This window comes from Mycobacterium kubicae (genome assembly GCF_015689175.1).
GTDB classification, from domain to species: Bacteria; Actinomycetota; Actinomycetes; order Mycobacteriales; family Mycobacteriaceae; genus Mycobacterium; species Mycobacterium kubicae.
In genome coordinates, this window is record NZ_CP065047.1 from 4,322,712 (window position 1) to 4,345,723 (window position 23,012).

Annotated in this window: 26 protein-coding genes; 9 read left to right on the forward strand and 17 right to left on the reverse strand. The window is 67.3% G+C overall.

The window, feature by feature from the left end; all coding sequences use genetic code 11:
* Positions 1 to 30 precede the first annotated feature (30 nt).
* The 6 genes from narI to I2456_RS29015 form a co-directional block, all read right to left on the reverse strand.
* Complete coding sequence (gene narI, locus I2456_RS20150) at positions 31 to 762, reverse strand: respiratory nitrate reductase subunit gamma (protein WP_085073565.1); 732 nt, start codon at positions 760 to 762, stop codon at positions 31 to 33.
* A gap of 1 nt (position 763) precedes the next feature.
* The gene (narJ, locus tag I2456_RS20155; protein WP_085073564.1) at positions 764 to 1,417 is read right to left on the reverse strand and encodes a nitrate reductase molybdenum cofactor assembly chaperone; all 654 of its coding nucleotides are present in this window, start codon (positions 1,415 to 1,417) and stop codon (positions 764 to 766) included.
* A complete protein-coding gene (gene narH / locus I2456_RS20160) occupies positions 1,414 to 3,018 on the reverse strand; it encodes a nitrate reductase subunit beta (RefSeq protein WP_085073563.1) in 1,605 nt (534 codons plus the stop codon). Before narH ends, narJ begins: the two co-directional genes overlap by 4 nt.
* 3 nt (positions 3,019 to 3,021) lie before the next feature.
* The gene (locus tag I2456_RS20165) at positions 3,022 to 6,693 is read right to left on the reverse strand and encodes a nitrate reductase subunit alpha (protein ID WP_085073562.1); all 3,672 of its coding nucleotides are present in this window, start codon (positions 6,691 to 6,693) and stop codon (positions 3,022 to 3,024) included.
* A gap of 166 nt (positions 6,694 to 6,859) precedes the next feature.
* The gene (locus I2456_RS20170; RefSeq protein WP_085073561.1) at positions 6,860 to 7,252 is read right to left on the reverse strand and encodes a (deoxy)nucleoside triphosphate pyrophosphohydrolase; all 393 of its coding nucleotides are present in this window, start codon (positions 7,250 to 7,252) and stop codon (positions 6,860 to 6,862) included.
* A gap of 22 nt (positions 7,253 to 7,274) precedes the next feature.
* On the reverse strand, positions 7,275 to 7,853 hold the full coding sequence (locus tag I2456_RS29015; protein WP_308203675.1) for a DUF3761 domain-containing protein: 579 nt from the start codon (positions 7,851 to 7,853) through the stop codon (positions 7,275 to 7,277).
* Here I2456_RS29015 and I2456_RS20180 point away from each other — a divergent pair.
* Positions 7,738 to 8,022: a 4a-hydroxytetrahydrobiopterin dehydratase gene (locus I2456_RS20180; protein ID WP_085073560.1), complete on the forward strand. Its 285-nt coding sequence runs from the start codon at positions 7,738 to 7,740 to the stop codon at positions 8,020 to 8,022. The genes I2456_RS29015 and I2456_RS20180 overlap by 116 nt on opposite strands.
* Here I2456_RS20180 and I2456_RS20185 read toward each other — a convergent pair.
* On the reverse strand, positions 8,019 to 9,239 hold the full coding sequence (locus tag I2456_RS20185; RefSeq protein ID WP_085073559.1) for a mannosyltransferase: 1,221 nt from the start codon (positions 9,237 to 9,239) through the stop codon (positions 8,019 to 8,021). The genes I2456_RS20180 and I2456_RS20185 overlap by 4 nt on opposite strands.
* Before the next feature lie 180 nt (positions 9,240 to 9,419).
* Here I2456_RS20185 and I2456_RS20190 point away from each other — a divergent pair, with 180 nt between their 5' ends.
* Both I2456_RS20190 and I2456_RS20195 read left to right on the forward strand, forming a co-directional pair.
* The gene (locus I2456_RS20190) at positions 9,420 to 10,148 is read left to right on the forward strand and encodes a hypothetical protein (RefSeq protein ID WP_068160197.1); all 729 of its coding nucleotides are present in this window, start codon (positions 9,420 to 9,422) and stop codon (positions 10,146 to 10,148) included.
* A gap of 25 nt (positions 10,149 to 10,173) precedes the next feature.
* Positions 10,174 to 11,304, forward strand: coding sequence for an Rv1157c family protein (locus I2456_RS20195; RefSeq protein WP_276052627.1), 1,131 nt, complete (start codon positions 10,174 to 10,176; stop codon positions 11,302 to 11,304).
* An 84-nt stretch (positions 11,305 to 11,388) separates the two neighbouring features.
* Here the strand turns inward: I2456_RS20195 and I2456_RS20200 are convergent, their stop codons facing one another.
* Positions 11,389 to 11,535 carry a DUF1059 domain-containing protein gene (locus tag I2456_RS20200; RefSeq protein ID WP_068027820.1) on the reverse strand — a complete coding sequence of 49 codons (147 nt, stop codon included), beginning with the start codon at positions 11,533 to 11,535 and terminating at the stop codon, positions 11,389 to 11,391.
* Positions 11,532 to 12,167: an HhH-GPD-type base excision DNA repair protein gene (locus I2456_RS20205; protein WP_085073557.1), complete on the reverse strand. Its 636-nt coding sequence runs from the start codon at positions 12,165 to 12,167 to the stop codon at positions 11,532 to 11,534. The genes I2456_RS20200 and I2456_RS20205 overlap by 4 nt, the downstream gene beginning before the upstream one ends.
* 86 nt (positions 12,168 to 12,253) lie before the next feature.
* On the opposite strand from I2456_RS20205, the gene I2456_RS20210 reads away from it, so the two are divergent.
* On the forward strand, positions 12,254 to 12,784 hold the full coding sequence (locus I2456_RS20210) for a nuclear transport factor 2 family protein (protein WP_241007767.1): 531 nt from the start codon (positions 12,254 to 12,256) through the stop codon (positions 12,782 to 12,784).
* A gap of 25 nt (positions 12,785 to 12,809) precedes the next feature.
* Here I2456_RS20210 and I2456_RS20215 read toward each other — a convergent pair whose 3' ends face one another.
* Complete coding sequence (locus I2456_RS20215) at positions 12,810 to 12,998, reverse strand: DUF5302 domain-containing protein (protein WP_085073555.1); 189 nt, start codon at positions 12,996 to 12,998, stop codon at positions 12,810 to 12,812.
* 9 nt (positions 12,999 to 13,007) lie between these two features.
* Positions 13,008 to 13,451: a PPOX class F420-dependent oxidoreductase gene (locus I2456_RS20220; protein WP_068027812.1), complete on the reverse strand. Its 444-nt coding sequence runs from the start codon at positions 13,449 to 13,451 to the stop codon at positions 13,008 to 13,010.
* Between the two features lie 57 nt (positions 13,452 to 13,508).
* Between I2456_RS20220 and I2456_RS20225 the strand changes: the two genes are divergently transcribed.
* Positions 13,509 to 14,024 carry a DUF1697 domain-containing protein gene (locus I2456_RS20225; RefSeq protein ID WP_085073554.1) on the forward strand — a complete coding sequence of 172 codons (516 nt, stop codon included), beginning with the start codon at positions 13,509 to 13,511 and terminating at the stop codon, positions 14,022 to 14,024.
* Complete coding sequence (locus I2456_RS20230) at positions 14,021 to 14,875, forward strand: class I SAM-dependent methyltransferase (protein ID WP_085073553.1); 855 nt, start codon at positions 14,021 to 14,023, stop codon at positions 14,873 to 14,875. Before I2456_RS20225 ends, I2456_RS20230 begins: the two co-directional genes overlap by 4 nt.
* Here I2456_RS20230 and I2456_RS20235 read toward each other — a convergent pair.
* Positions 14,853 to 15,218 (reverse strand): Rv1152 family transcriptional regulator, encoded by a 366-nt coding sequence (locus I2456_RS20235; RefSeq protein WP_068027784.1) that lies wholly within the window; start codon positions 15,216 to 15,218, stop codon positions 14,853 to 14,855. The two genes, I2456_RS20230 and I2456_RS20235, sit on opposite strands and share 23 nt — an antisense overlap.
* A 37-nt stretch (positions 15,219 to 15,255) precedes the next feature.
* On the opposite strand from I2456_RS20235, the gene I2456_RS20240 reads away from it, so the two are divergent.
* Positions 15,256 to 15,969 (forward strand): NAD-dependent deacylase, encoded by a 714-nt coding sequence (locus I2456_RS20240; RefSeq protein WP_085073552.1) that lies wholly within the window; start codon positions 15,256 to 15,258, stop codon positions 15,967 to 15,969.
* On the opposite strand, the gene I2456_RS20245 is transcribed toward I2456_RS20240, so the two are convergent.
* The 3 genes from I2456_RS20245 to I2456_RS20255 are packed head-to-tail and all read right to left on the reverse strand — an operon-like array spanning position 15,962 to position 19,672.
* The gene (locus I2456_RS20245; RefSeq protein ID WP_085073551.1) at positions 15,962 to 16,615 is read right to left on the reverse strand and encodes a class I SAM-dependent methyltransferase; all 654 of its coding nucleotides are present in this window, start codon (positions 16,613 to 16,615) and stop codon (positions 15,962 to 15,964) included. The two genes, I2456_RS20240 and I2456_RS20245, sit on opposite strands and share 8 nt — an antisense overlap.
* On the reverse strand, positions 16,612 to 17,316 hold the full coding sequence (locus I2456_RS20250; protein ID WP_174814230.1) for a TetR/AcrR family transcriptional regulator: 705 nt from the start codon (positions 17,314 to 17,316) through the stop codon (positions 16,612 to 16,614). The genes I2456_RS20245 and I2456_RS20250 overlap by 4 nt, the downstream gene beginning before the upstream one ends.
* On the reverse strand, positions 17,309 to 19,672 hold the full coding sequence (locus I2456_RS20255) for an MMPL family transporter (RefSeq protein ID WP_085073636.1): 2,364 nt from the start codon (positions 19,670 to 19,672) through the stop codon (positions 17,309 to 17,311). The genes I2456_RS20250 and I2456_RS20255 overlap by 8 nt, the downstream gene beginning before the upstream one ends.
* 250 nt (positions 19,673 to 19,922) lie before the next feature.
* On the opposite strand from I2456_RS20255, the gene I2456_RS28935 reads away from it, so the two are divergent.
* The gene (locus I2456_RS28935; RefSeq protein WP_116645888.1) at positions 19,923 to 20,054 is read left to right on the forward strand and encodes a hypothetical protein; all 132 of its coding nucleotides are present in this window, start codon (positions 19,923 to 19,925) and stop codon (positions 20,052 to 20,054) included.
* A gap of 137 nt (positions 20,055 to 20,191) precedes the next feature.
* Here I2456_RS28935 and I2456_RS20260 read toward each other — a convergent pair whose 3' ends face one another.
* Together I2456_RS20260 and I2456_RS20265 are read right to left on the reverse strand one after the other, a co-directional pair.
* Positions 20,192 to 20,944 carry a 3-hydroxyacyl-CoA dehydrogenase gene (locus tag I2456_RS20260; RefSeq protein ID WP_085073550.1) on the reverse strand — a complete coding sequence of 251 codons (753 nt, stop codon included), beginning with the start codon at positions 20,942 to 20,944 and terminating at the stop codon, positions 20,192 to 20,194.
* 48 nt (positions 20,945 to 20,992) lie between these two features.
* On the reverse strand, positions 20,993 to 22,078 hold the full coding sequence (locus I2456_RS20265; protein WP_085073549.1) for a CaiB/BaiF CoA transferase family protein: 1,086 nt from the start codon (positions 22,076 to 22,078) through the stop codon (positions 20,993 to 20,995).
* A gap of 92 nt (positions 22,079 to 22,170) precedes the next feature.
* Here I2456_RS20265 and I2456_RS20270 point away from each other — a divergent pair, with 92 nt between their 5' ends.
* Positions 22,171 to 22,977: an enoyl-CoA hydratase gene (locus tag I2456_RS20270; protein WP_085073635.1), complete on the forward strand. Its 807-nt coding sequence runs from the start codon at positions 22,171 to 22,173 to the stop codon at positions 22,975 to 22,977.
* The last annotated feature ends 35 nt before the right edge of the window (positions 22,978 to 23,012 follow it).

Here is a 23,012-nt window from a genome sequence, read left to right on the forward strand (position 1 = left end):
TGGCGAACTGGGCAGCTCAGCGGGTGCGTCTCACCAGCCGCGGCGGCGCGGCGCCGAGCCGACCAATTGGTTGTTGTCCGCCACATCCCGGCTGCGGTAGACGATGTAGGGCCGGAACAGGTAGGCGATGGGCGCGCTGAACGCGTGCACCAGCCGGGTGAACGGCCACAGGGCGAACAACAGCAGCGCGATGAAGACGTGGATCTGGTAGTACTCCGCCGCCTGAGCCATCAGATCCCCGCGCGGATCGAGAATCCAGATCGAGCGGAACCAGACCGACACCTTCTGCCGGTAGTCGTGCAATTCGCCGAAGTGCGTGGCGCCCATCAGCGTGCAGCACATCCCGGCCACCAGGGCACAGACCAGCACCGGGTACATCAGCTTGTCGTTGCCGGTGGTGGCCCGCAGCACCGGCGCGGTGGTGCGCCGGCGATAGATCAACAGCCCGATGCCGGCGATGGTGGCCGCGCCGGCCGGCACCCCCAGCAGCAGCGCCTGCAGGTGATAGAGGTGATCGCTCATGCCCAGCGCCCGAGTCCACGGCTCCGGGATGAGCAGACCGATGACGTGGCCCATGATGACCATCAGGCTGCCGAAGTGGAACAGTGGGCTGCCGATGGACAGCAGCCGGGATTCATAGAGCTGCGAAGAGCGGGTGGTCCAGCCGAATTTGTCGTACCGGTAGCGCCACCAGGTGCCGACCACCGCGATCGCCAACACGACATAGGGTGCGTCGTCCCAGAAGATCTCGACCAGATTCATGTCAGCCTCCCTGGGTGCGCCTGGGCGGCACGGTCAACGTGAAAGGTTGCAGCCCAACGGATTCTGCTGGGGGGCCGGCCTCGGCCAGGCGTTGTGCGCGACGTGCCTCCTGATCGGTTGCGCTGGGCAGGGTTTGGCAGACCGCAGCGACGGTGTGCTGGTAGGGCGAATTGGTCTCGGCCAGGGCCGCCCGCAGCACGTCGATGGGAACCCGATGCTCGGCGAGCAACCGGCGGCCCGACTCGGGGTCGACGGTGGCGGCGAATTCGAGCACGACAGCCAGATGATCGGGCGCCTCGCCGCGCGGCGGCTCGACCCCCGCGTCGCGATAAGCGGTGGCAAACGTGAGCATCTCCCGGCCCCGGTTGCGCGTGTCGCCGGCCGTCCAGTACGTCAGGTACATGGTGGTGCGCCGGCGCAGGTCGAACGTCTCGACGTACTGCGTCGCCGCGGCCATCGGGTGCAGCGCGCGCAGCGTCGCGGCCGTCTGATCGAGCAGCGCGGCCGAGGTGCCGTTCAGGTTCGCCAGCAGGGCGTCGACGGTATCCAATCGGTGCGTCAGACCCTCGTCGGGATAGGCGAGCAGTAAGGATGCGCACTGCCACACCAGCCGGTCGTGCATCGTGCGTTGCCTGGCACGGGAGAGCAACTTCATTGCTTCTGCTCTTCGGGGAACATCCCGGCGGCCACTTGGCGGCCGTCCCAGTTCAGCAGATTCACCCGGGAACCGTTGCGCGGCTGCTCGGTTCGTTTGACCGCGTGAAACGTCTCCACCGCGACCGGCACCGGGGCGTCTTCGTACATGCCCGGACCGCCGTCACCGGACAGTGAGCAGCCCATCTCTTCCAGATCACGGGCCTGGGCCCCGAACGCGGTCGGAATGACATACCGCTCTTCGTATTTGGCGATGGCAAGTAGCCGGTACATGTCGTAGATGTCCTGCTCGGTCATGCCGACGGCATGCGGGATGTGCGGCTGGGTCTCCCGACCCAGGTTCATATCGCGCATGTAAGAGCGCATGGCGGCCAGGCGCCGTAACACACCGGCGACCACCTCGGTGTCCCCCGCGGTGAACAATTCGGCCAGGTACTTCAACGGAATCCGCAGCGCCTCGAGGGCGCCGAACAGGTTGCCGACATCTTCCCCGTCGTGGCCGTCGCGACTGACCGCGTCGACCACCGGCGACAGCGGCGGGATGTACCAGACCATCGGCATGGTGCGGTACTCCGGATGCAGCGGGAGCGCCACCCGGTAGGTGTTGATCAGGGCATACACCGGTGAGCGCTGCGCGGCCTCGATCCAGTCATCGGAGATGCCTTCGGCGCGGGCCGCGGCGATCACCTCAGGATCGTTGGGATCCAACAGGATTCGACGCTGAGCCTCGTAGAGGTCGGTGTCGCGTTCCACCGACGCCGCCTCGAGCACCCGGTCGGCGTCGTAGAGCACCAGGCCCAGATAGCGCAACCGCCCGACGCAGGTCTCCGAGCAGATGGTCGGCAGCCCGATCTCCATGCGCGGATAACACAGGGTGCACTTCTCGGCCTTGCCGGTCTTGTGGTTGAAATACACCTTCTTGTAGGGGCATCCCGACACGCACATGCGCCACCCGCGGCACCGGTCCTGGTCGACCAGCACGATGCCGTCCTCGCTGCGCTTGTACATCGCTCCGGACGGGCACGACGCCACGCACGACGGGTTGAGGCAGTGCTCGCAGATCCGCGGCAGGTAGAACATGAACGTCTCTTCGAGTCGCAGGACGACCTCGTCACTCACTTTTTTCAGGATCGGGTCCTCGGCCAGGATCTCCGGTGATCCGGCGAGGTTGTCGTCCCAGTTCGGTCCCCAGGACACCTTCATCGGCTTGCCGCTGATCAGGCTTCGCGGTGCGGCCGTCGGGAAGGTGTCACCGGCCGGTGCGGTCGTTAAGTTCTCGTAGTCGTAGGTCCACGGCTCGTAGTACTGGTCGATCGTGGGTAGCTTCGGGTTGGCGAAGATGCGCAGCAACTTGGCGAACCGGCCGCCGTCGCGCAACCGCAGTCTGCCTTTGGCGTCGCGGATCCACCCGCCGCGCCATCGGTCCTGGTCCTCGTACGTGCGCGGATATCCTTGCCCGGGACGGGTTTCGACGTTGTTGAACCAGACGTATTCGGTGCCCGCGCGGTTGGTCCACGCCTGCTTGCAGGTGACCGAGCAGGTGTGGCAGCCGATGCATTTGTCGAGGTTCATCACCATCGCCAACTGAGCCATTACCTTCATCGGTCAGTACCGCACTTCCTGGCTGCGGCGACGCACCACGGTCACCTCGTCGCGCTGGTTGCCGGTGGGGCCCAGGTAGTTGAACGCGAATGCGTGCTGCGCGTAGCCACCGGCCAAGTGACTGGGCTTGATGCGCACCCGGGTCAGCGCGTTGTGGTTGCCGCCGCGCTTGCCGTTGGTCTCCGTGCGCGGCGTGTCCACCGTGCGCTCCTGCACGTGGTAGACGAACACCACACCGTCGGGCATCCGGTGCGAGACGATCGCCCGGCAGACGTAGATGCCGTTGGTGTTGACCGCTTCCACCCAATCGTTGTCGCGCACACCGATTTTCGCCGCATCTCCCGGGCTCATCCACATGGTCGGACCGCCGCGGGACAGCGACAACATGTACAGGTTGTCCTGATACGTGGAGTGGAAGGACCACTTGGAGTGCGGCGTCAAATACCGCACGGTAAGCCCTATTCCGTCTTCCGATCGGGACCCGAGTTCTGGCTGCCCGAACAGCCGCGTCATGTCCAGTGGCGGGCGGAACACCGGCAGGTGCTCGCCCAACTCCTCCACCCAGTCGTGGGCCAGGTAGAAGTGCATGCGCCCGGTCAGCGTGTGAAACGGCTTGAGGTTCTCGATGTTGATGGTGAACGGCGCGTAGCGGCGGCCGCCGGTTTCGCTGCCCGACCATTCCGGGCTGGTGATCACCGGTACGGGCCGCGCCTGGGTGTCGGCGTAGTCGATGCGGCGATCTTCACTGCCCTCGGCCAGGTGCGCCAACCGCTGACCGGTGCGTTTTTCCAGCTCGCGGAAGCCCTCGACGGCGAGGCGGCCGTTGGTGGTGCCGGACAACAGCAGCAAGACGTCAGCCATCCGCTGGGCGGTGGTGACGGCCGGACGTCCCGCTGCCACACCGGAACTCATCACCCCGAACTTCGCAGACAGCTCCTCGACCTCGCGGAACGGATGCACCGTGATGCCTTTGGTGGTGATCCCGAACCGGTCGACCAGCGGTCCCAGGCTCCGCCACTTGTCGTAGACCGCGCCGTAATCGCGCTCCACGACGGTCAACGTGCCCATCGTGCGCCCCGGTACCGGCGTAGCACCGGTGCTCAACCAGTCCTGCTCGGTCCCGTCGGGATAGGCCATCGCATCGGCGGTGTCGTGCTGCAGGGCGGTGAGCACGACGTCGCTGCGAGTACCCAAGTGGCGCTTGGCCATTGCGCTGAAGGCACGGGCAATGGCACCGAACGCGTCGAAATCCGACCGGGTTTCCCAAGGCGGGTCGGTGGCGGCGCTGAACGCGTGGACGTACGGGTGCATGTCGGTGCTGGAGATGTCGGCCTTCTCATACCAGGTCGCCGCCGGCAGCACGACATCGGACACCAATGTCGTCGAGGTCATCCGGAAGTCGATCGACATCATCAAATCGAGCTTGCCTTCGGGGATGTCGCCGCCGTGCGCCGGCTGCGCCTGGATGTTGGCATCGGTGCCCAGCAGGTGGCGCAGGAAGTACTCACCGCCCTTGCCCGACGAGCCGATCAGGTTGGCACGCCATACCGTGAGCACCCGGGGCCAGTTGACGGGGTTGTCGGGATCGGTGACCGAAAGCTTGAGTTTGCGCGCGCCGAGTTGCTCGGCGACATACTCCGCGACATCGCGGCCCGCGGCCCGCGCCTCGTCGGCCACGTCCAGGCTGGACCGGTCGAACTGCGGATAGAACGGGCTCCAGCCCATGGCGGTGGCAGAGGCCAGCACGTCCATCGTGTGCTTGCCCGCGAACCTGCCGCGGCCGATCGGGCTGGCCAGTTTATCCGCGCCGTACCCGTCGTAGCGCCACTGGTCGGTGTGGGCGTACCAGTAGGAGGCGCCGGGCACCTGCCGGGGCGGGCGCACCCAGTCGGTGGCCATCGCCATCGTCTGAAACCCGGTGAGCGGACGAACTTTTTCCTGGCCGACGTAGTGTGCCCAGCCACCGCCGTTGCGTCCCATCGACCCGGTCAACATCAGCAGCGCCAGCACGGCGCGGTAGATGGCATCGCCGTGAAACCACTGACAGATTCCACTGCCCATGATGATCATCGACCGGCCGCCGGATTCTTCTGCGCTACGGGCGAATTCCCTGGCGACCCGGATCGTCTGGCCCGCCGACACGCCAGTGATCGGCTCTTGCCACGCCGGGGTGTTCTGCTGGGTCGGATCGTCGTAACCGGTGGGCCAATCACCGGGTAACCCCGGCCGAGCCACCGCGTATTGGGCCAGCAACAAGTCGAACACGGTGCACACCAGGTGCTCGCCGACCCGACGCACCGGGACGCCGCGCAGCACGGTGGCGCCCTCGCCGTTGAGCGTGTCGAAGCTGGGTAGTGCGACCAGTGCGGTGCTCCGGTCGCCGTTCGTGGCGTGCGCGGACATCATGCTCAGGGCCGGCACCAGGTTGCCCAGATCAAGGTTCCACTTCCCCAGGCCGTCCTCGCCGTAGCGGAAGCCCAGCGAACCGTGCGGCACCACAACGGCATTCGTCGCTTCGTCCCAGATGGCAGGCTTGACAGCCGCGTTCTCGACCGCTTCGCCGATGTCGGCCGCGGTGAGGTTCTTCCCCGGCACCAGCAAGTCACCGCGCTGCTCGAGCTTGATCAGAAACGGCAGGTCGGTGTAGCGGCGCGCGAAGTCGACAAAGAACGGAACTTGTTTGCGCACATAGCATTCGGTGAGGATGACGTGGCCCATCGCCATGGCCAGCGCCCCGTCGGTCCCGGCGGCACACGGCATCCACTCGTCGGCGAACTTGGTGTTGTCGGCGTAGTCGGGGCTGACGGTCACCACTTTGGTGCCGCGGTAGCGAGCCTCGGCCATCCAATGCGCGTCGGGGGTGCGGGTGATCGGGACGTTGGAGCCCCACATCATCAGATACGCTGCGTCCCACCAGTCTCCGGATTCCGGGACATCGGTTTGGTCGCCGAACACCTGCGGCGAGGCCACCGGAAGGTCGGCGTACCAGTCGTAGAACGACGTCATGGCACCGCCGATGAGCTCGAAGAACCGCGACCCGGCGGCATAGGACACCATCGACATCGCCGGGATCGGGGAGAATCCGGCGACGCGGTCGGGGCCGTAGGTCTTGATGGTGTGCACGTGTGCGGCCGCGATGAGTTCGGTGGCCTCGGCCCAACTCACCCGGACCAGCCCGCCCTTGCCGCGGGCCTGCTGGTAGCGGCGCCGCCGCTGCGGGTCGGCCTGAATGTCCGCCCACGCCAACACCGGATCACCCAGGCGCTCCTTGGCCTCGCGGTACATCTCCACCAGGACACCGCGCGCATACGGGTAGCGCACGCGGGTGGGCGAATAGCTGTACCAGGAGAACGACGCGCCGCGGGGACAGCCGCGCGGCTCGTATTCGGGCCGGTCCGGGCCGACACTCGGGTAATCGGTCTGCTGCGTTTCCCAGGTGATGATGCCGTCTTTGACGTAGATCTTCCACGAGCACGATCCGGTGCAGTTGACGCCGTGCGTGGACCGGACCACCTTGTCGTGGCTCCACCGGTCGCGGTAGAAGACGTCGCCTTCGCGCCCGCCGCGCCGGGTCACCGTGCGCAGGTCGGCCGACATCTCCCCGGGAGTGAAGAAGCGACCGCTGCGCTCCAGCAGTTCCTCGAGGTGTCCGCCGACATGTGGGGTGAGAGTCAAGATGTGGTCCTCCTACGTGTTAACGGCATGCCTCGAGATCGGGTTCAGGCACCCCGCGCGTAGGTCTCGACAAATTAATTGCCATACGTCAACAGTTGACGCCTGCTACCTTCAGTGGCCCTGGAGGTTTTCTGCAAATGGGCTGTGGTTTCGGCCCGGCGATCGCTTAGAGCGCTCGGGCCAGGTCGGGTAGCCAGCCGCGGTCCGCCGGCACCCAGTCGACGTCATGCAGTTGGGCGGCGGTGACCCAGCGCAGCGCCTGGTGGTCGCGTGGGCGGGGCTCACCGCGCAGCAGCCGAACGTGGTAGGCGCGCAACGTCATGGAGTCGTTCAGTACGACGTCCTCGCCCAGGCGCTCGCCCACTGCCACGTCGGTGGCGTGGAGGTCCAATTCCTCGGCCAACTCACGGGCCAGCGCGGCCGGTTCGGTCTCCCCCGGGGTGACCTTGCCGCCGGGCAGTTCCCAACGGCCGGCCAGCTCCGGGGGCGCGAGCCGCTGCGCCACCAAGACCTTGGCACCGGCGATGATGGCCCCGGCTACGACGATCTGGGTGGCCATGGCCCGTGACGCTACAAGACCCCTAGAAGTCGGCTTCGGGCGAACGGCCGGTACTGGGCTGACCGGAGGCGAACGAGCAGGGGCACCACTGGCCCACCCCGCCGTGACCCGAGCAGGTCCCGCTGCGGTGCTGGCTGTGCGAATGGGAGCCGTCCTGGCAGACGGCCGAAACGTCGGTGTCAGAGTTGTTCGGCCGTGGGACGCAGGTGCCGCTGGAGTTTTCGTAGCTGCCCGACGGGCACGCCGAGGTGGTAGCTATGCTCCCGGGCCCGGGTGCTGCGACAGCAGCAGCGGGTGCGCCCACGGCGAGGCCGCCGGCGGCCACCACAGCGATGATCCAAGACCGAAACATCAAGTCCCCCAGCACTTCATTCGTATTGTCCAGCTGATCAGCCGGACCCCCAGTCGGGAAGGCTAACCGACCAGACCTGCTGCCCGGGTCAGTTTGCGAATATTCGCCGGCCGGTGGCGGTACGGTTGCAACCATGGCTGTGTTAACGGACGAGCAAGTAGACGCCGCACTGCCCGACCTCGATGGCTGGGAGCGTGCCGACGGCGCCCTGCGCCGATCGGTCAAGTTTCCGACGTTTTTGGCCGGCATCGACGCCGTGCGCCGCATCGGTGAGCATGCGGAAGCCAAAGATCACCATCCCGATATCGATATCCGCTGGCGCACAGTCATTTTCGCGCTGGTGACGCATTCCGAGGGCGGCATCACGCAAAAAGACGTCGACATGGCACGCGATATCGACGGGATCGTCGGCGGCTAGCGCGCCACCCGCCGCGTCGTGGCGATCCAACCCAGCGTCGCCAGCGTCGCCACCACATAGACCAGACCGGCCCAGGCCAGGTACCACGGCCGGCTGATCTGCCAGATCGTCGGCTGGGCGAAACTGAGCAACCAGGGCACGCCGATGAGGGTCAGCGCCAGCCAGCCCCAGCCCAGGACGCGCGCGCCGAGTTGTTCGCGCAGCGGCCCGTGCAGCAACCAGATCATCAGCGGTATCAACCAGACCCAGTGGTGCGTCCACGAAATGGGCGACAGCAACAGGCCGAAGAGTTCCACCACCAGCAGCCGACCCAGCACGTCAGTTCCGTCCAGCGCCCGCCAGGCCGCCACGGCCAATACCGCCGTCACCGCGATTGCCGCCACCACCAGCGGGCCCAAGCCCGCGTCGTGACCCAGGATCCGCGAAATCGCGCCTCGCCAAGACTGATTGAACGACGTGGCGATCGGCCCGACGCGGTGCGCATCGCCGAGCAGGTCGGTGAAGTAGTGGCGGGCCTGGTCGCCGACGACCAGCCACGACACGCCGATGGTCGCTACGAAGACGGCGGCACTGAACGCGGCGGCCGCCCAGCGGCGCGCTCCGGCGAAATAGACCGCGGCGATCGCCGGCGTCAGTTTGATGCCGGCCGCCACGCCGACGAGAAAACCCGAGACCCACCACCGCATCGTGTAGACCGCCCACAACACCGCCAGCATCAGCAGCACGTTGACCTGTCCGTAGTCGAACGTGCTGCGCATCGGCTCGATCCAAATAGCGACGGCCGTCCAGACCATGGCGCTGCGCTGTCCGGACCCGGCGGGTACGCCCAGCAACCGCTGGCTGAAGCGCACGGATGCGTACAGCGCGGCCATCGTGACCAGCTGCCACAGGAAGGCCAGTAGGCCGAAGGGCAGTAGGTGCAGCGGGTAGAAGACGACGGCCGCAAACGGCGGATAGGTGAAGGGCAGCGGAAAGTCCGGCGTCTGGTCGGCGTAGACGTAGTCGTAGAGCGTGCCGGGATGGTCCAAAGCCGCCGCGCCTCCGACATAGACGTGCAGGTCGACGAAGTTGGCGCCGTGCGGCGTCAGGTATGTCCAGGCCAACCGCGCCGCGATGCTGGCCAGCAACAGTAGCGCTGCGGCCGTCCGCCAAGCCTGGGTCGGGCGTGCCGCCGGGGCGGCTGAAGTCGTGTCTATCTGCCCGACTTTAGCGAGCACCGCGCGCGCCGAGCTTCGATCACGGTCCGGACACGAATCCCAGGTGGCCGGTCACCGCCGTCGCTCGTATCAATAACGATCACATAAATGCCACACGTGTCACTTGAGTCACTCCTGTACCGCGATAGCTTCGGCACTCAGGTCCTGTGGGGGGCCTGTCATCGACAACCAGGGAGAGTCATGCCAACCATTTGGACTTACGTTCGAGCCGCCGCTGTATTGGTCGGTTCGTCCGCCGCACTACTCACCGGCGGTATCGCGCACGCCGACCCGGCGCCCGCGCCACCGGGAACCGACATTCCTCAGCAGTTGATCGCCTCGGCGGCCAACGCGCCGCAGATCCTGCAGAACCTCGCCACCGCGCTGGGCGCCACGCCCCCGCTCAGCGGGGCGCAGCGGGCGCCGGACCCCGCCCCCGCCTCTCTCGGTGGGCTGTCCCTGCCCGGACTGACCCCGGCCGCACCGGCCGCGACGGCTCCCGCTCCGGCGTCGGTGCCGTCCATTCCGGGCGTCAACACCCCGATCCCAGGCCTCACACCGGCGGCGGCCGCACCTGCCACCCCCGCCCCGGCCGTGAACCCCGCCATTCCTGGGGTCACCACACCCATCCCGGGGATCACCGCACCGGCGGCTCCCGCGGCTCCGGCCGCACCGGCGGCTCCGGCGGCCTCGCTTCCGGGGTTGGCGTCGGCGATTCCGGGACTGGCCGCGCCCGCGGCTCCGGCCGCTCCGGCGGCTCCGGCGGCCTCGCTTCCGGGGTTGGCGTCGGCGATTCCTGGGCTGGCTCAGGCTGGTCTGCCGGGGCTTTCCGGCGCCATTCCGGGCGTGCCGGCCGCTGCCGCACCGGCCGCACCGGCCGCACCGGCTGCTCCGTCGCAACCGCAGACGCTGCTCGCCGCCATTCCCTGAGCTCGCTAACCAACGCTGACAACTACTGAAACCGGGAGAATTCACCGTGGCAAACGCTTGGAGTCCGTCCAAAGGTTTGGCCGCAGTCGTCGTCACAGCGGCTGCCGCGTTCGGGCTGTGCCCGGGCGCGGCAGCCGACCCGGCGACGCCGCCGCCCAACCCCGCCCAACAACTGCCGGGACTGCCAGCGTTGACCGAATTGAGCCCGATCATCCAGCAAGCGGCCAGCAACCCCGGTCAGGCGACCCAGTTGCTGATGGCCGCGGCGCAAGCCTTCACCCACAACCCGACGGCGCCCACCGAGGCCAAGAACGTTGCTTCGTCGGTGAACCACTTCGTGGCCGATCCGGCCAACCCCACAGCACACCGGCCCGGCCCGCCGCCGGCCGCGGCGACACCGCCGGACGCAGGGGCCGTTCCGCACCTCCCGCCGGCCGGCGTGGAGCCCGGCACGCTGGCCCACATACCGACCGGAGTCGACCCGGTGCATGCCGCGGGTCCAGGACCGGTCACCGAGCCGCAAGCTGTGCCACCGGTCGCCCCGCCGCCGGCACCCGCCGCCGAACCCGTTTCGGCGCCGGCCCCGGCCGCACCGCCAGCCGCACCGCAAGCCGCACCGGCCCCGGCGCCTGCCCCGGCACCACAAGCCGCACCGGCCCCAGCGCCTGCCCCGGCACCGCAGGCCGCCCCGGGACCCGAAGCCGCGCCGGCTCCCGCACCCGCAGCGGCCCCCGGCTTCGGCCCCGACGCGCCGCCCACCCAGGACTTCATGTACCCCTCGATCGGCACTAACTGCCTTGCCGACGGCGCGAGCGCACTGGCCACCGCCCTGTCAGTGGCCGGGCCGGCCACCATCCCGACCCCGGGGCCCGGGCCCGGGCAGACCGCTTATGTCTTCACCGCGGTCGGCACGCCCGGACCGGCCGAGGTGCAGAAGTTGCCGCTCAACGTCACCTGGGTCAACCTGACCACCGGTAAGTCCGGCACTGCCACGCTCAAACCGCGCACCGACATCAACGGCGAGGGACCGACGACGTTGACCGCCATCGTGGACACGGGTTCGGGCAGCATCATGTCGACCATCTTCGGCCAAGTCACCACCAAAGACCGGCAGTGCCAGTTCATGCCGACCATCGGCTCGACGGTGGTGCCCTGAGTTCTTCCGGCGCGAGCGTGCGCGGTTGTACGCGTGTTGCGGCGTGTCGCTGTGCAGACACGCACGCTCGCGGCAGGACGGGGACTAGTACGCCATGAACAGGATGGCGTCGCGGTCGTACTCCAAGCCCGGATGAGCGTCGGCGAGGTGGGCCTGGGTCAACTCGACCAACTCGTCCTCGTCCTTGCCGGTGATGGCTTCCCCGCACGGACACGTGATGTGGGTCTTCACGTTGCCGCCTTTCTTTGCACTTTCTCGGGCACTTTCTTGGCCGCTTCTTTCATCTGCTTCTTGTACGACCGCACTTTCCCCAGGGATTGCGCGTCGACGATGTCGGCGACGGACAGGTGCGTGCCGGGCTTGCCGAACTCACCGGCGGCCTCCTGCCAGCCCGACGGCGTCACCCCGTACTGCTTGCCCAGCAGTGCCAGGAAGATGCGGGCCTTCTGCTCGCCGAAGCCGGGCAAGCCTTTGAGGCGACGCAGCAACTCCTTGCCGTCCGGCTCTCCAGCGGTCCAAATGGCGGCCGCATCGCCGTTGTAGCGGTCGACGATGATCTGTGCGAGCGCCTGGATCCGCTTGGCCATGGCGGCTGGAAAGCGATGTATCGCAGGCCTTTCCGAGCACAACGCGGCGAACTTGTCCGGGTCGTAGTCGGCGATGTCGGCGGCGTCGAAGCCGCCCATCCGGTCGGCGATCTTCTTCGGCCCGGCCAGGCTCATGCGCTCTTCGATCACCTTCGGTCCGCGAAACGCCTTCTCCAAGGGAATCTGCTGATCAAGCACCATCCCGACAAGCAGGGCGAAGGGATTTTCGGCCAGGAGCCTGTCGGCCTCAGATTCTTGAGCTAGCCACAGCTTCAATGTCAACGACCTTTCTTCACCTTCCGCTCCATACCCTAGAACCGCTTACCGTTCGATGGGACGCCACCCACAGTTATCGTGGCCAGGTGGTGAACGAGGCCAGATTGGCGCAGCTGCTGGCCCGCGATGAACTGCATCAACTCGTCACCGCCTATTGTCGGGCCGTCGACCGCGCTGACTATGCAGCACTGCGCCGCCTGTATCACCCCGATGCGGTCGATTCGCACGGCTCATTCTCGACCGGTGGCGTCGAAGAGTTCATCGCCCAACTCCAGGCCGCAGAACCCTATGTGCGTGTCTCCCAACACAACATCACCACGACGAACTTCGTGATCGACACCGACACCGCCCGCGGCGAAATCTACTGCCTGGTGTTCCACACCTTCGCCGGTGCCGAACACGACGTCGACGTCATCATCGGCGGCCGGTACCTCGACGAGTACACCCGGCACGACGGCCAGTGGAAGTTCCGGAACCGCACCATCGTGGCCGATTGGGCATACCAGAACGACCCGTCGCAGGTGAGCTTCGCACACCCCAGCACCCGCGGGAGCCTGCGCGGCAGACCGGGCCAGGCCGACCCTTCGGTCAGCTTTTTCACCGCGGCACACGGCTAATGCCCTGTGTGCCAAGCCGTTTGGACTAGCCGCTCTTGCGGCGAAACTCCCGGCGGTTCTCCACTGGACCGTGGGCCCGCGACTGCTTGCCGCCACCGGCCTTGTGCTCAGATTTCCCCGACGAGTTGGCCGTCTTGCGTTCCAGCGCCTCCCGGAACTTGCGTTTGGTGTCGTCCTCTGGTGCGGCGTCTTCCGGGGACTTCGATTCGGCCATACCAGCAGCCTAACGCTTACCCGGCGGCAGGCCGTACACGTGCGAGATCGGCAGCGTCAGCACCACGCGCCGATCGGTGACCATCGCCTGCCGGTATTCGTCCCAGTCCGGATGTTCGCCAGCGATGTTGCGGTACAAGGCAATCAACGCCTCGACGGTGTCGTCGTCGGGCGCGGCCGCGGGAGGCGTGAGTTCGGCGGTTCCCTCGGCTACGGCGTAGGACCAGCCGTCGTCGGCGTCGACCAAGATCGACGCGCGCGGGTCGCGCCGCAGGTTGCGGGTCTTGGCGCGCGGTTCGGTAATCGAAACTTGCAGCTGCACCTTCTGCGGGTCGAAGTAATACGACACGTTCGACAACTGGGGGCGGCCATCCCGCTTAATGGTGGCCAGCACTCCCAGCGAGTTGCAACTGATGACGGCTAGCAGTTTGTCGTCGAAGACGTGGCGGCCCATGTCGAAAGCCTACGTCGCCGTTGCGGCATTCTCCGGTGGCCTGATGGAATCAGCACCATGACGAAGTACGCGGTGTTTCTGCGCGGCGTCAATGTCGGGGGGGTCAATCTCAAGATGGCCGAGGTGGCCGCTGCTTTGACCGACGCCGGCTTTGCCGCCGTGCGCACCGTCCTGGCCACCGGCAACGTCGTCCTCGAGTCGTCGTCTAGTGTCACGGCGGTGCGCAAGAAAGCCGAGGCCGCGTTGCGGGACAGGTTCGGCTACGACGCCTGGGTGCTGGCCTACGACCTGGACACCGTTCGGGACATCGACGCCGCCTACCCCTTCGACCGCGAAGTCGACGGCTACCAGTCCTACGTCACCTTCGTCTCCGACGAAGCGGTGCTCGACGAGCTTGCCGCACTGACCGGAGGGCCCGACGAGAAGATCGGCCGTGGCCAGGGCGTCATCTACTGGCAGGTCCCCAAGGGCAGCACGCTGGACAGCACCATCGGCCAGACCATGGGAAAGAAGCGGTACAAGTCGTCGACCACCACCCGGAACCTGCGCACCCTGGCCAAGGTGCTGAAATGACCCCCGACGGCGATTCCGCGCGACAGCGGGTCAGCCTCACCGGCGTCTCGGAGACGGCGCTGCTGACGCTCAACGCCCGCGCCACCGAGGCCCGCCGCCCGGACTCGGTGCTCGACGATCCGCTGGCGGTCGCCCTGGTCGACTCGATCGACTTCGACTTCGCCAAGTTCGGGCCCACCCACCAGGACATCGCGCTGCGGGCGCGGGCCTTCGACGCCCAAACCCAGGCGTACCTGGTGACCCATCCCAAGGCCACCGTCGTGGCGCTGGCCGAAGGCCTGCAAACCAGCTTCTGGCGGCTGCAGGCCGCACTCCCGGGTAGCGAATTCCGTTGGCTGACAGTGGATTTGCCGCCGATCATCGATATCCGCAGCCGGTTGCTGCCGACGTCACCACGGGTGTCGGTGTGCGCGCAGTCGGCGTTGGACTACACCTGGATGGACTGCGTGGACCCGGCGCAGGGAGTGTTCGTCAGCGCCGAGGGACTGCTGATGTACCTGCAGCCCGAGCAGGCGCTGGGCCTGATCGCCGCGTGCGCGCAGCGGTTCCCCGGCGGGCGGATGCTCTTCGATCTGCCGCCACGCTGGTTCAGCGCCTGGAGCCGGCTCGGCATGATGCGGACCTCGCTGCGCTACAAGGTGCCGACCATGCCGTTCAGCCTGTCCGTCGCGCAGGCCGCCGATCTGGTCAACACGGTGCCCGGCGTCAGCGCGGTCCGCGACGTCCATCTGCCGCCGGCCCGCGGCCGGTTGGTCAACGCCGCCCTCTCAACCGTTTATCGGCTGCCGGTGTTGGACCCGCTGCGGCCGTGCTTGACGCTGCTGGAGTTCAGTCGTCCGGAACGTTCGTGAGGTAGCGCATCGCGTCGGACTTGGTCAGGCCCAGCGCTTTGGCGACATCCACGTACTCCTTCGCCGCGGCCGCCATCGCGGCGTCGGTGGGATCGAAGCGGGAGATGAAGGTGCCGAAGCGGCCCCGGGTCTCCACGACGGCCGCTGACTCGAGCTCGCGGTAGGCGCGGGCCACGGTGTTGGCGGCCACGCCGAGCTGACCAGCCAGTTCCCGCACCGTCGGCAGGCGCGTGCCCGGCGGCAGCGAGCCGGCCCGCACTCCGTCGATCACCTGCGTTCTGAGCTGGTCGAACAGCGGTTTGCCCGCCTTGACGTCGACCTTCAATAAATCGCGCAGCTCCACACAACCAGTATTGCCCAAGCCCGGCTATGTTTGTGGGATGCGCGTGGCGGTGCTCAGCGGCGCGGGAATCTCCGCGGAAAGCGGCGTACCCACCTTCCGCGACGACAAGAACGGATTGTGGGCCCGCTTCGACCCCTACGAGCTGTCCAGCACCCAAGGGTGGGAGCGCAATCCCGAGCGCGTCTGGGGCTGGTACCTGTGGCGCCACTACCTGGTCGGCGACGTCCAACCGAACGCCGGTCACCGGGCGATCGCGGACTGGCAGGACGAGGCCGACGTCACCGTCATCACCCAGAATGTGGACGATCTGCACGAACGCGCGGGCAGTTATCCGGTGCATCACCTGCATGGCAACCTGTTCGAATTCCGTTGTGCGCGTTGCGGTGTCTCCTACACCGATCCGCTGCCGGTGATGACCGAGCCCGCGATCGAAGTGGACCCGCCGGTCTGCCGGTGCGGCGGCCTGATCCGCCCGGACATCGTCTGGTTCGGCGAGGCGCTGCCGCAGGGGCCGTGGGGCCAGGCGGTTGAGGCGACGCAGGCCGCCGATGTGATGGTCGTGGTCGGGACGTCGGCGATCGTCTATCCGGCGGCCGGGCTTCCGGAGCTGGCCTTGGCATCGGGCACGGCGGTGATCGAGGTCAACCCGGAGCCGACACCGCTGACCAGCAGTGTCACGCTCAGCATCCGCGAGTCGGCGAGCATCGCGTTGCCGGGGCTGCTCGAGCGGCTGCCCGCGCTGCTCAAGTAGCTGCGCCAGAGCTAACTCGGCGCGCCCGCCCGAGCACCAACTCCGACACCGGCCACGGCAGCCAACCGGGCATCGTCAGCTCGCGCCGCGACGTCTGCACCGAGAACCCGGCCTCGACGATCGCCTGCTCGGTCTCGCGGTGGGTGTGGCAGTTACCGAACAACCTCGGCCAAAACGTCGCGTCGACGAACCGTTGCAGCCCGCCCGCCGCACCGGGGCTGGCCACATGCTCGAGGTAGTGCAGCTGCCCACCCGGGCGCAGCAGGGAATACAGGCGCCGCAACACCGCATCGGGCTCGCCGACCGAGCACAACACCAGCGAGCACACCACCGCGTCGAAGGGTTCGCGGTCACCGAACTGCTCGGCCGTCTGACCCACCACTTCGATGGGGACCGGAGCCTCCGCGGCTGCCGCCTGGGCGCGGGCAGCCAGCCGCGGCTCGGGCTCCACGGCCACGACCTCCTGAACCGTGGGGGGATAGAGGGCGAAGTTGGTGCCGGTGCCGGCGCCGACTTCCAGCACCCGGCCCGACAAGCCGGTCAGGTTCTCTCGCCGCAGCTTCCGGATGGCCTGGGCTTCGTGGGCCGCGACCAGCGGCCAGATCCGGGCGAAAAACGGGTGGTCGACGGTGCACGCCGTCGTCATAGTCCCGGTTCCCCGGAAGCCCGCCGCACCACCCAGTCCACCAGCTGCGCGGAGGTCGCGTCCGAACCGACCAGGCCCGCGACCATATGGCCACACAACACCGCGCCCAGCACGCGGTCGGCGAAGGCCTCCACGTCGCCGAAGGGCAGGTGCGGCTTGGCGATCAACAAGGCCGCCACACCGTGCGCGGCGGTCCACAACTCCAGCGCAATGGTGGTCGGGTCGTCGCTGCGGTACCTACCTTCGTCCATCAACGTCCGCACCGACGCGCACATGTGCCGGAACGCCGAGCTGTCCAGGGCCATATCGACATTGCTGCCCGGCCGCAGCTCCCCCATGGTCGCCAGCCGGTACAGTTCCGGAGTCTGCAGCGCGAACCGCACGTAGGCCAGGCCCTGTGCGCGCAGCACGTCCACCGTCGAGGACTGCCCCATGGCGGCCTGTTCCATCTCTTGATCGAGCCGGCTCAGATACCGCGCGCACACGGCATCGAGCAACGCGTCTTTGTCCTGGAAATGCAGGTAGATCGACGGCGAGGTGACACCGACGCGCTGGGCCACCGAGCGGATGGACACCGCCCGCACCTGGCCGGTCTCCAGCAGCAACTCCATCGCGGCGTCCAGGATCTCGTGTCGGAGCCGATCCCCCGAGCCACGCGGGGCACGCTGGCGGCGCAGGCCGCCCACCGACACGTCAACCATCGCGCGTCACCCGGGCCGGCAGCTCCCGCTGATCGCGCACACCCTCCAGCCGCACGGTCTCGGCCTCATCGCCCGGATAGCGATCCGGCCCGGCGCGACGGTCCTCGAAGGCGCCCGCCTCACTGATCCCGAATCGCTCGTGCAACCAAACCAGCGGCTTGGGGGCCCACCAGTTCCAGCGGCCCATCACGTGCATGAACGCCGGCACCAACACCATGCGGACCAGGGTCGCGTCGGCGAACACCGCAAGCGTCAGGCCCAGGCCGAACATCCGCATGAAGGAGACGTGCGCGGCGATCAGGGCGGCGAACGACATGGACATCACCAGCGCGGCGGCGGTGATGACGCGGCCGGTGCGGGCCAGGCCGAGCGCCACGCTTTCGTCGTTGGCGGCGTGGGCCGCCGCCGCGCGCGGCTTGGCGGGCCGGGCGGCGCCCGAGGACAACCAGTACTCGCGGATCCGGGAGACCAGGAACACTTCGTAGTCCATGGACAAGCCGAACGCGATGCAGAACAGCAGCACCGGCATGTTGGCGACCAGCGTGCCGCTCGGCGTCGTGCCCAGCGCGCCCCAATGACCGTCCTGGAAGATCCACACCAGCGCGCCGAAGGCCGCCGTCAACGACAGCACGTTGCACACCAGCGCCTTGACCGGTAGCACTACGCTGCCGGTCAGCAGGAACAGCAGCACGAACGTGATGCCGGCCATCAGTCCCAGTACCAGCGGCAGCCGGTTGGTCACCGCGTCGACACTGTCGCGGTTGATCTGCGCGACGCCGGCCAACTCGACGGACCGGCCGGCCGGCCCCGCCACCTCGTGCAGCCGCTTGAGTTGGGCGTCCGAGGCCTTGGAGAACAGCGGCGCGGTGCTGCTCACGGTGAGAAATGCACTCCCGTCAGCCATTCCGGTGGCCGCCGCCGGCGGACCCATCAGGTGTCCGTCCTTGAACGTCCCGCCGGGGGCCGCTACCGAGGACACGTCAGGCAGCCGGGACAAGTCTTCGGCGTAGTTGTCCAGGTCGGGCGGGTTGAGGCCGCGGGCGTCGGGAATGACCACCGGAATAGCCGTCGCGGAATCGTTGGCGAAGTTGGTGCGCAGCTGGTCACCGACCTGATGCGCCGACGCCGTTTTCGGCAGCACGCGGTCGTCCGGGAAGCCCCACTTCACCCTTAAGAACGGCAACCCGAGCAGCAGTAGGAGCGCCACCACGGCCACCCCCACCGGGAACCAGTGCCGCATCACGTACTTGGTCGAGCGATACCAGAACAGTTCCTCGACCGGCTTGTGCATCGGCTCGCTGCGCCGCAATATCCGCCGCACCAATCGGCGCACGTCCAGCGAGTCCAGCCGGCGGCCGAGCAGCACGATGGCGGCCGGGGTGATGACGATGGAGGCGGTGGCGACGAACGCCACGGTCGCCACACCGGCGTAAGCGAAGGACTTGAGGAAGTACATGGGGAACAACGCGGTCGCCGACATCGACAGCGCGACGGTGACCGCGGAGAACAGCACGGTGCGACCGGAGGTCGCCATGGTCCGGACCAAGGCCTCGTCGCGGTCGGCGCCCTCGGCAAGTTCGTCGCGATAGCGACTGACGATCAGCAGCGTGTAGTCGATGGCCAGGGCCAGGCCCAGCGCGGTACTCAGATTGAGCGCGAAGATCGACACTTCGGTGGTGAAGGTGACCAGCCGTAACACCGACATGGAACCGACGACGGCCAGCGCGCCCAGGGCCATCGGCAAGGCCGCCGCCAGCAGGCCGCCGAACACCCACACCAACACCAGGAAGCTCAGCGGGATCGCGATCATCTCCATGACCAGCAGGTCTTCCTGGTTCTGCTTGTTGATCTGCGCATACTCCATTGCCGAGCCGCCGGCTCGGACGGTGACGCCGTCGCGGTCGTGGACAAACGCGTCGGCCAGCGTCTTGGCGTTCTTTTGCGCGTCGTTCTCGCCACCCTTGAGATTGGCGATTATCAATCCCGACTTGCCGTCGGTGCTGACCAAACCTGCCGCCGCCTGCGGCTGCGCGGTCCAGGGCGAGGCGACGTTGTACACCAACGGCGACCGTTGCAGTTGGTCCACGATGTCGGTGCCCACCTTGCGGGACTGTTCGCTGTTGGCGCCCGCCGGCGAGGTGACCAGGATCAGCATCTGCTGACCGCTTTGGCCGAACTTGTCGGTCAGCAGGCTGATCGCGTGCGCCGACTCGGAGTCGGGATCTTGAAATCCGCCGGGAGACAGACTGTTGGCGACCGGGATGCCGAAAATGGCGGCGGCGATGAAGACCAGGAGGGCTATGCCGATGATTCGCCGCGGCGCCGCGATGGCCAGTCGAGCGATCCGTTGCAGCATGGTGCGTCCCTCCACCCGCAGGCGCCGGGTCCCGGACCGGCACCATATCCGCGGTAACTTATCAGCGCTAACTTACAGGTGTCAAACAACGCCTGGCCTAGACACGGACCCCCGTCAGCGATGGTTCAACAGCGGCCGAAATGGGTAACCTTGCGCGACCGCGAGGCAACCTACTGACCGGTAAGAATTGCCACCAAATTGCGAACCGCGGCTCACCGAATCCTTAATGGTGGCTCTTAGGCTCAATGTCATGTGGATCGACGACTCAAGTGCCGACGTCATCAAGGCTGACTTCGAGGCTCTCTACCACGGCGACATGCTGGTGGAAGGTGAGACCTCCGAGCAGTTCGAAGACTGGCAACCGCTCCAGACAGCAAGCTGAGGTAAATCATGGGCGTGTTAGCGCGGCTCCTCATGGCCGAACCGGACATCACCCGATGGTTCCGTCGATAATTAGAGGTTTCCTCCCGGTGTCAGCCCCCCGCAATTGCGGGGGGCTTTCCGTTTTCCGGGGCTAATTCAGCGTGGGGCCATCCGAATGGCGCCGTCCAGCCGGATCACTTCACCGTTGAGCATCGGGTTTTCGATGATGTGCACCGCCAGCGCGCCGTACTCGTCCGGATCTCCCAGCCGCGCCGGGTGCGGAACCTGCTTGCCCAACGACTTCTGCGCCTCCTCGGGCAGCGATCCCAGCAGCGGGGTCTTGAACAATCCCGGCGCAATGGTCACCACACGGATGAGTTCGCGCGACAGGTCGCGGGCAATCGGAAGCGTCATGCCCACGACGCCGCCCTTGGACGCCGAGTAGGCGGCCTGTCCGATCTGACCGTCGAACGCGGCGACCGACGCGGTGTTGATGATCACGCCGCGCTCTTCACCCAGCGGTTCGGTCTTGGCAATCCGCTCGGCCGCCAGCCGCAGCACGTTGAACGTGCCGATCAGGTTGACCTCGATGACCTTCTTGAACCCGTCCAGCGGGAACGGGCCGTCCTTGGACAGCGTCTTGATGGCGTTGCCGATACCGGCGCAGTTGACGTTGATGCGCACCGGACCCAGCGCCTCCGCGGTGTCCAGCGCCTTGGCGACGGCAGCCTCGTCGGTAACGTTGGTCTGCGCGAAGTGCGCGCGCTCCCCCAACTGCGCAACCGCCTCTTCACCGCGCAGGTCCAGTACGACGACCTGAGCGCCCGCGTCCAATAGCCGCTTCGTCGTGGCCAGCCCCAGGCCCGAAGCCCCTCCGGTGACGACCGCTACCGCGTCCCTGATTTCCATGCCAATCCTTCCCTCGACAATGAGCCCGACCTACTGGTTGGTTGGGGACTATACCCAGTCGTCCAGGACGGCCTGCGCATCAGTCAGCGGCGCCGCCGGCGGCCGCGGCTCGCCGGGTGCCGTGCGGGAGAACCGCGGCGCGGGCATGGGCTGCAGCCCACCGTTCACCTCGTAGAACGTGTTTCGTTCGGTGATGTGCGGCTCGTTCTCCACCTCGCCGAACGCCAGAATCGGCGTGACGCAGGCATCGGAGTCGGCGAACACCTTCACCCAGTGGTCGCGGTCGTGTTTGGCGAATGTCTCGGTCAGCACCGCGCGCAGTTCCGGCCAGCGAGTGAGGTCGTTCTGCGGCGGCAGGTCGGCGCCGTCCAAGCCCAGCCCGGTCAGCATGGCCGCATAGAACTGGGGCTCGATGGCGCCGACCGCCACGTAGCGCCCGTCGGCGCATTCGTAGGTGTCGTAGTACGGGGCGCCGCCGTCGAGCATGTTGGTGCCGCGCACGTCGGTCCAGATGCCCGATGCCCGCATCGCCCACATCATCTGGACCAGCACGCTGGATCCGTCGATCATCGCGGCGTCCACCACCTGTCCCTGGCCCGAACTCTGCCGCTCCCACAGCGCGGACAGGATGCCGAGCAGCAGGAACATCGAGCCGCCCCCGAAATCACCGACCAGGTTCAGCGGTGGGACGGGCCGTTCGTTGGCCCGGCCGATGGAGTGCAGGATGCCGTTGAGCGAGATGTAGTTGATGTCGTGTCCGGCTTGCTGGCTGCGCGGCCCGGTCTGGCCCCACCCAGTCATCCGGGCGTACACCAGCCGTTCGTTGACCTTCGCGCAGTCCTCGGGTCCCAAGCCCAAGCGTTCGGTGACGCCGGGACGAAAGCCTTCGATCAGCACGTCGGCTTTGGCAACCAGCCGGAGTACCGTGTCGCGGCCCTCTTCGGACTTGAGGTCGACGGTCAGAATGCGCCGGTTGCGCAGCATGGCGTCCTTGGCCACACCGCCCGGACCGGTGGAGGGCCGATCGATGCGCACCACGTCGGCGCCCAGATCTCCCAAGATCATTGCCGCGTGCGGGCCCGGCCCGATGCCGGCCAGTTCGACAACACGTAATCCGTTCAGCGGTCCCGCCATGGTGTATGACCTTTCGTCTGCTTTGACGTCGTTGGCATCTTCGCAGCCGCCGCCGAAGCCCGCGCACCGCCCTCTGGCTTAGGGTGAAGCTCATGCCGGATTCTGGGATCGACACCCTCGCAGCGGTTGCCGGTCTTCGCGTCGAGTTGGCCGACGGTGTGCTGTCGGTGACGATCGACCGCCCCGAGAGCCTCAATTCGTTGACGACGGAGGTGCTGGCCGGAATCGCCGACGCGATGGAGTGGGCGGCAACCGATCCCGGCGTCAAGCTGGTGCGGCTGGGCGGCGCGGGCCGCGGCTTCAGCTCCGGGGCGGGCATGAGCGCCGACGACATCGCCCGGGGCGGGCCCCGGACGGCCACCATCACCGAGATCAACCGGACGGTGCGGGCCATCACCGCGCTGCCGCACCCGGTGGTCGCGGTGGTGCAGGGCGCGACGGCCGGTGTCGGCGTTTCGCTGGCGCTGGCGTGTGACCTCGTATTGGCTTCGGAGAACGCGTTTTTCATGCTGGCGTTCACCAAGATCGGGTTGATGCCCGACGGCGGGGCGTCGACGTTGGTGGCAGCGGCGGTCGGGCGCATCCGGGCGATGCAGATGGCGCTGTTACCCGAGCGGTTGCCCGCCGCTGAAGCCCTGTCCTGGGGTTTGGTCAGTGCGGTGTACCCCGCCGCGGAGTTCGAGGCCGAGGTCGACCGGGTCATTGCCCGCTTGCTGGGCGGGCCGGCGGTGGCGTTCGCCAAGACCAAAGCCGCGATCAACGCCGCGACGCTCACCGAGCTGGAAGCCACGCTGGAGCGTGAGTTCGACGGACAGTCCGCGTTGTTGGCCGCCCACGACTTCCGCGAAGGCGCCAGGGCTTTTCAGGAGCGCCGCTCCCCCGCCTTCACCGATTCGTAAAGCCCACTACTTTTCATCCGCGCCAAAGCGGCAAT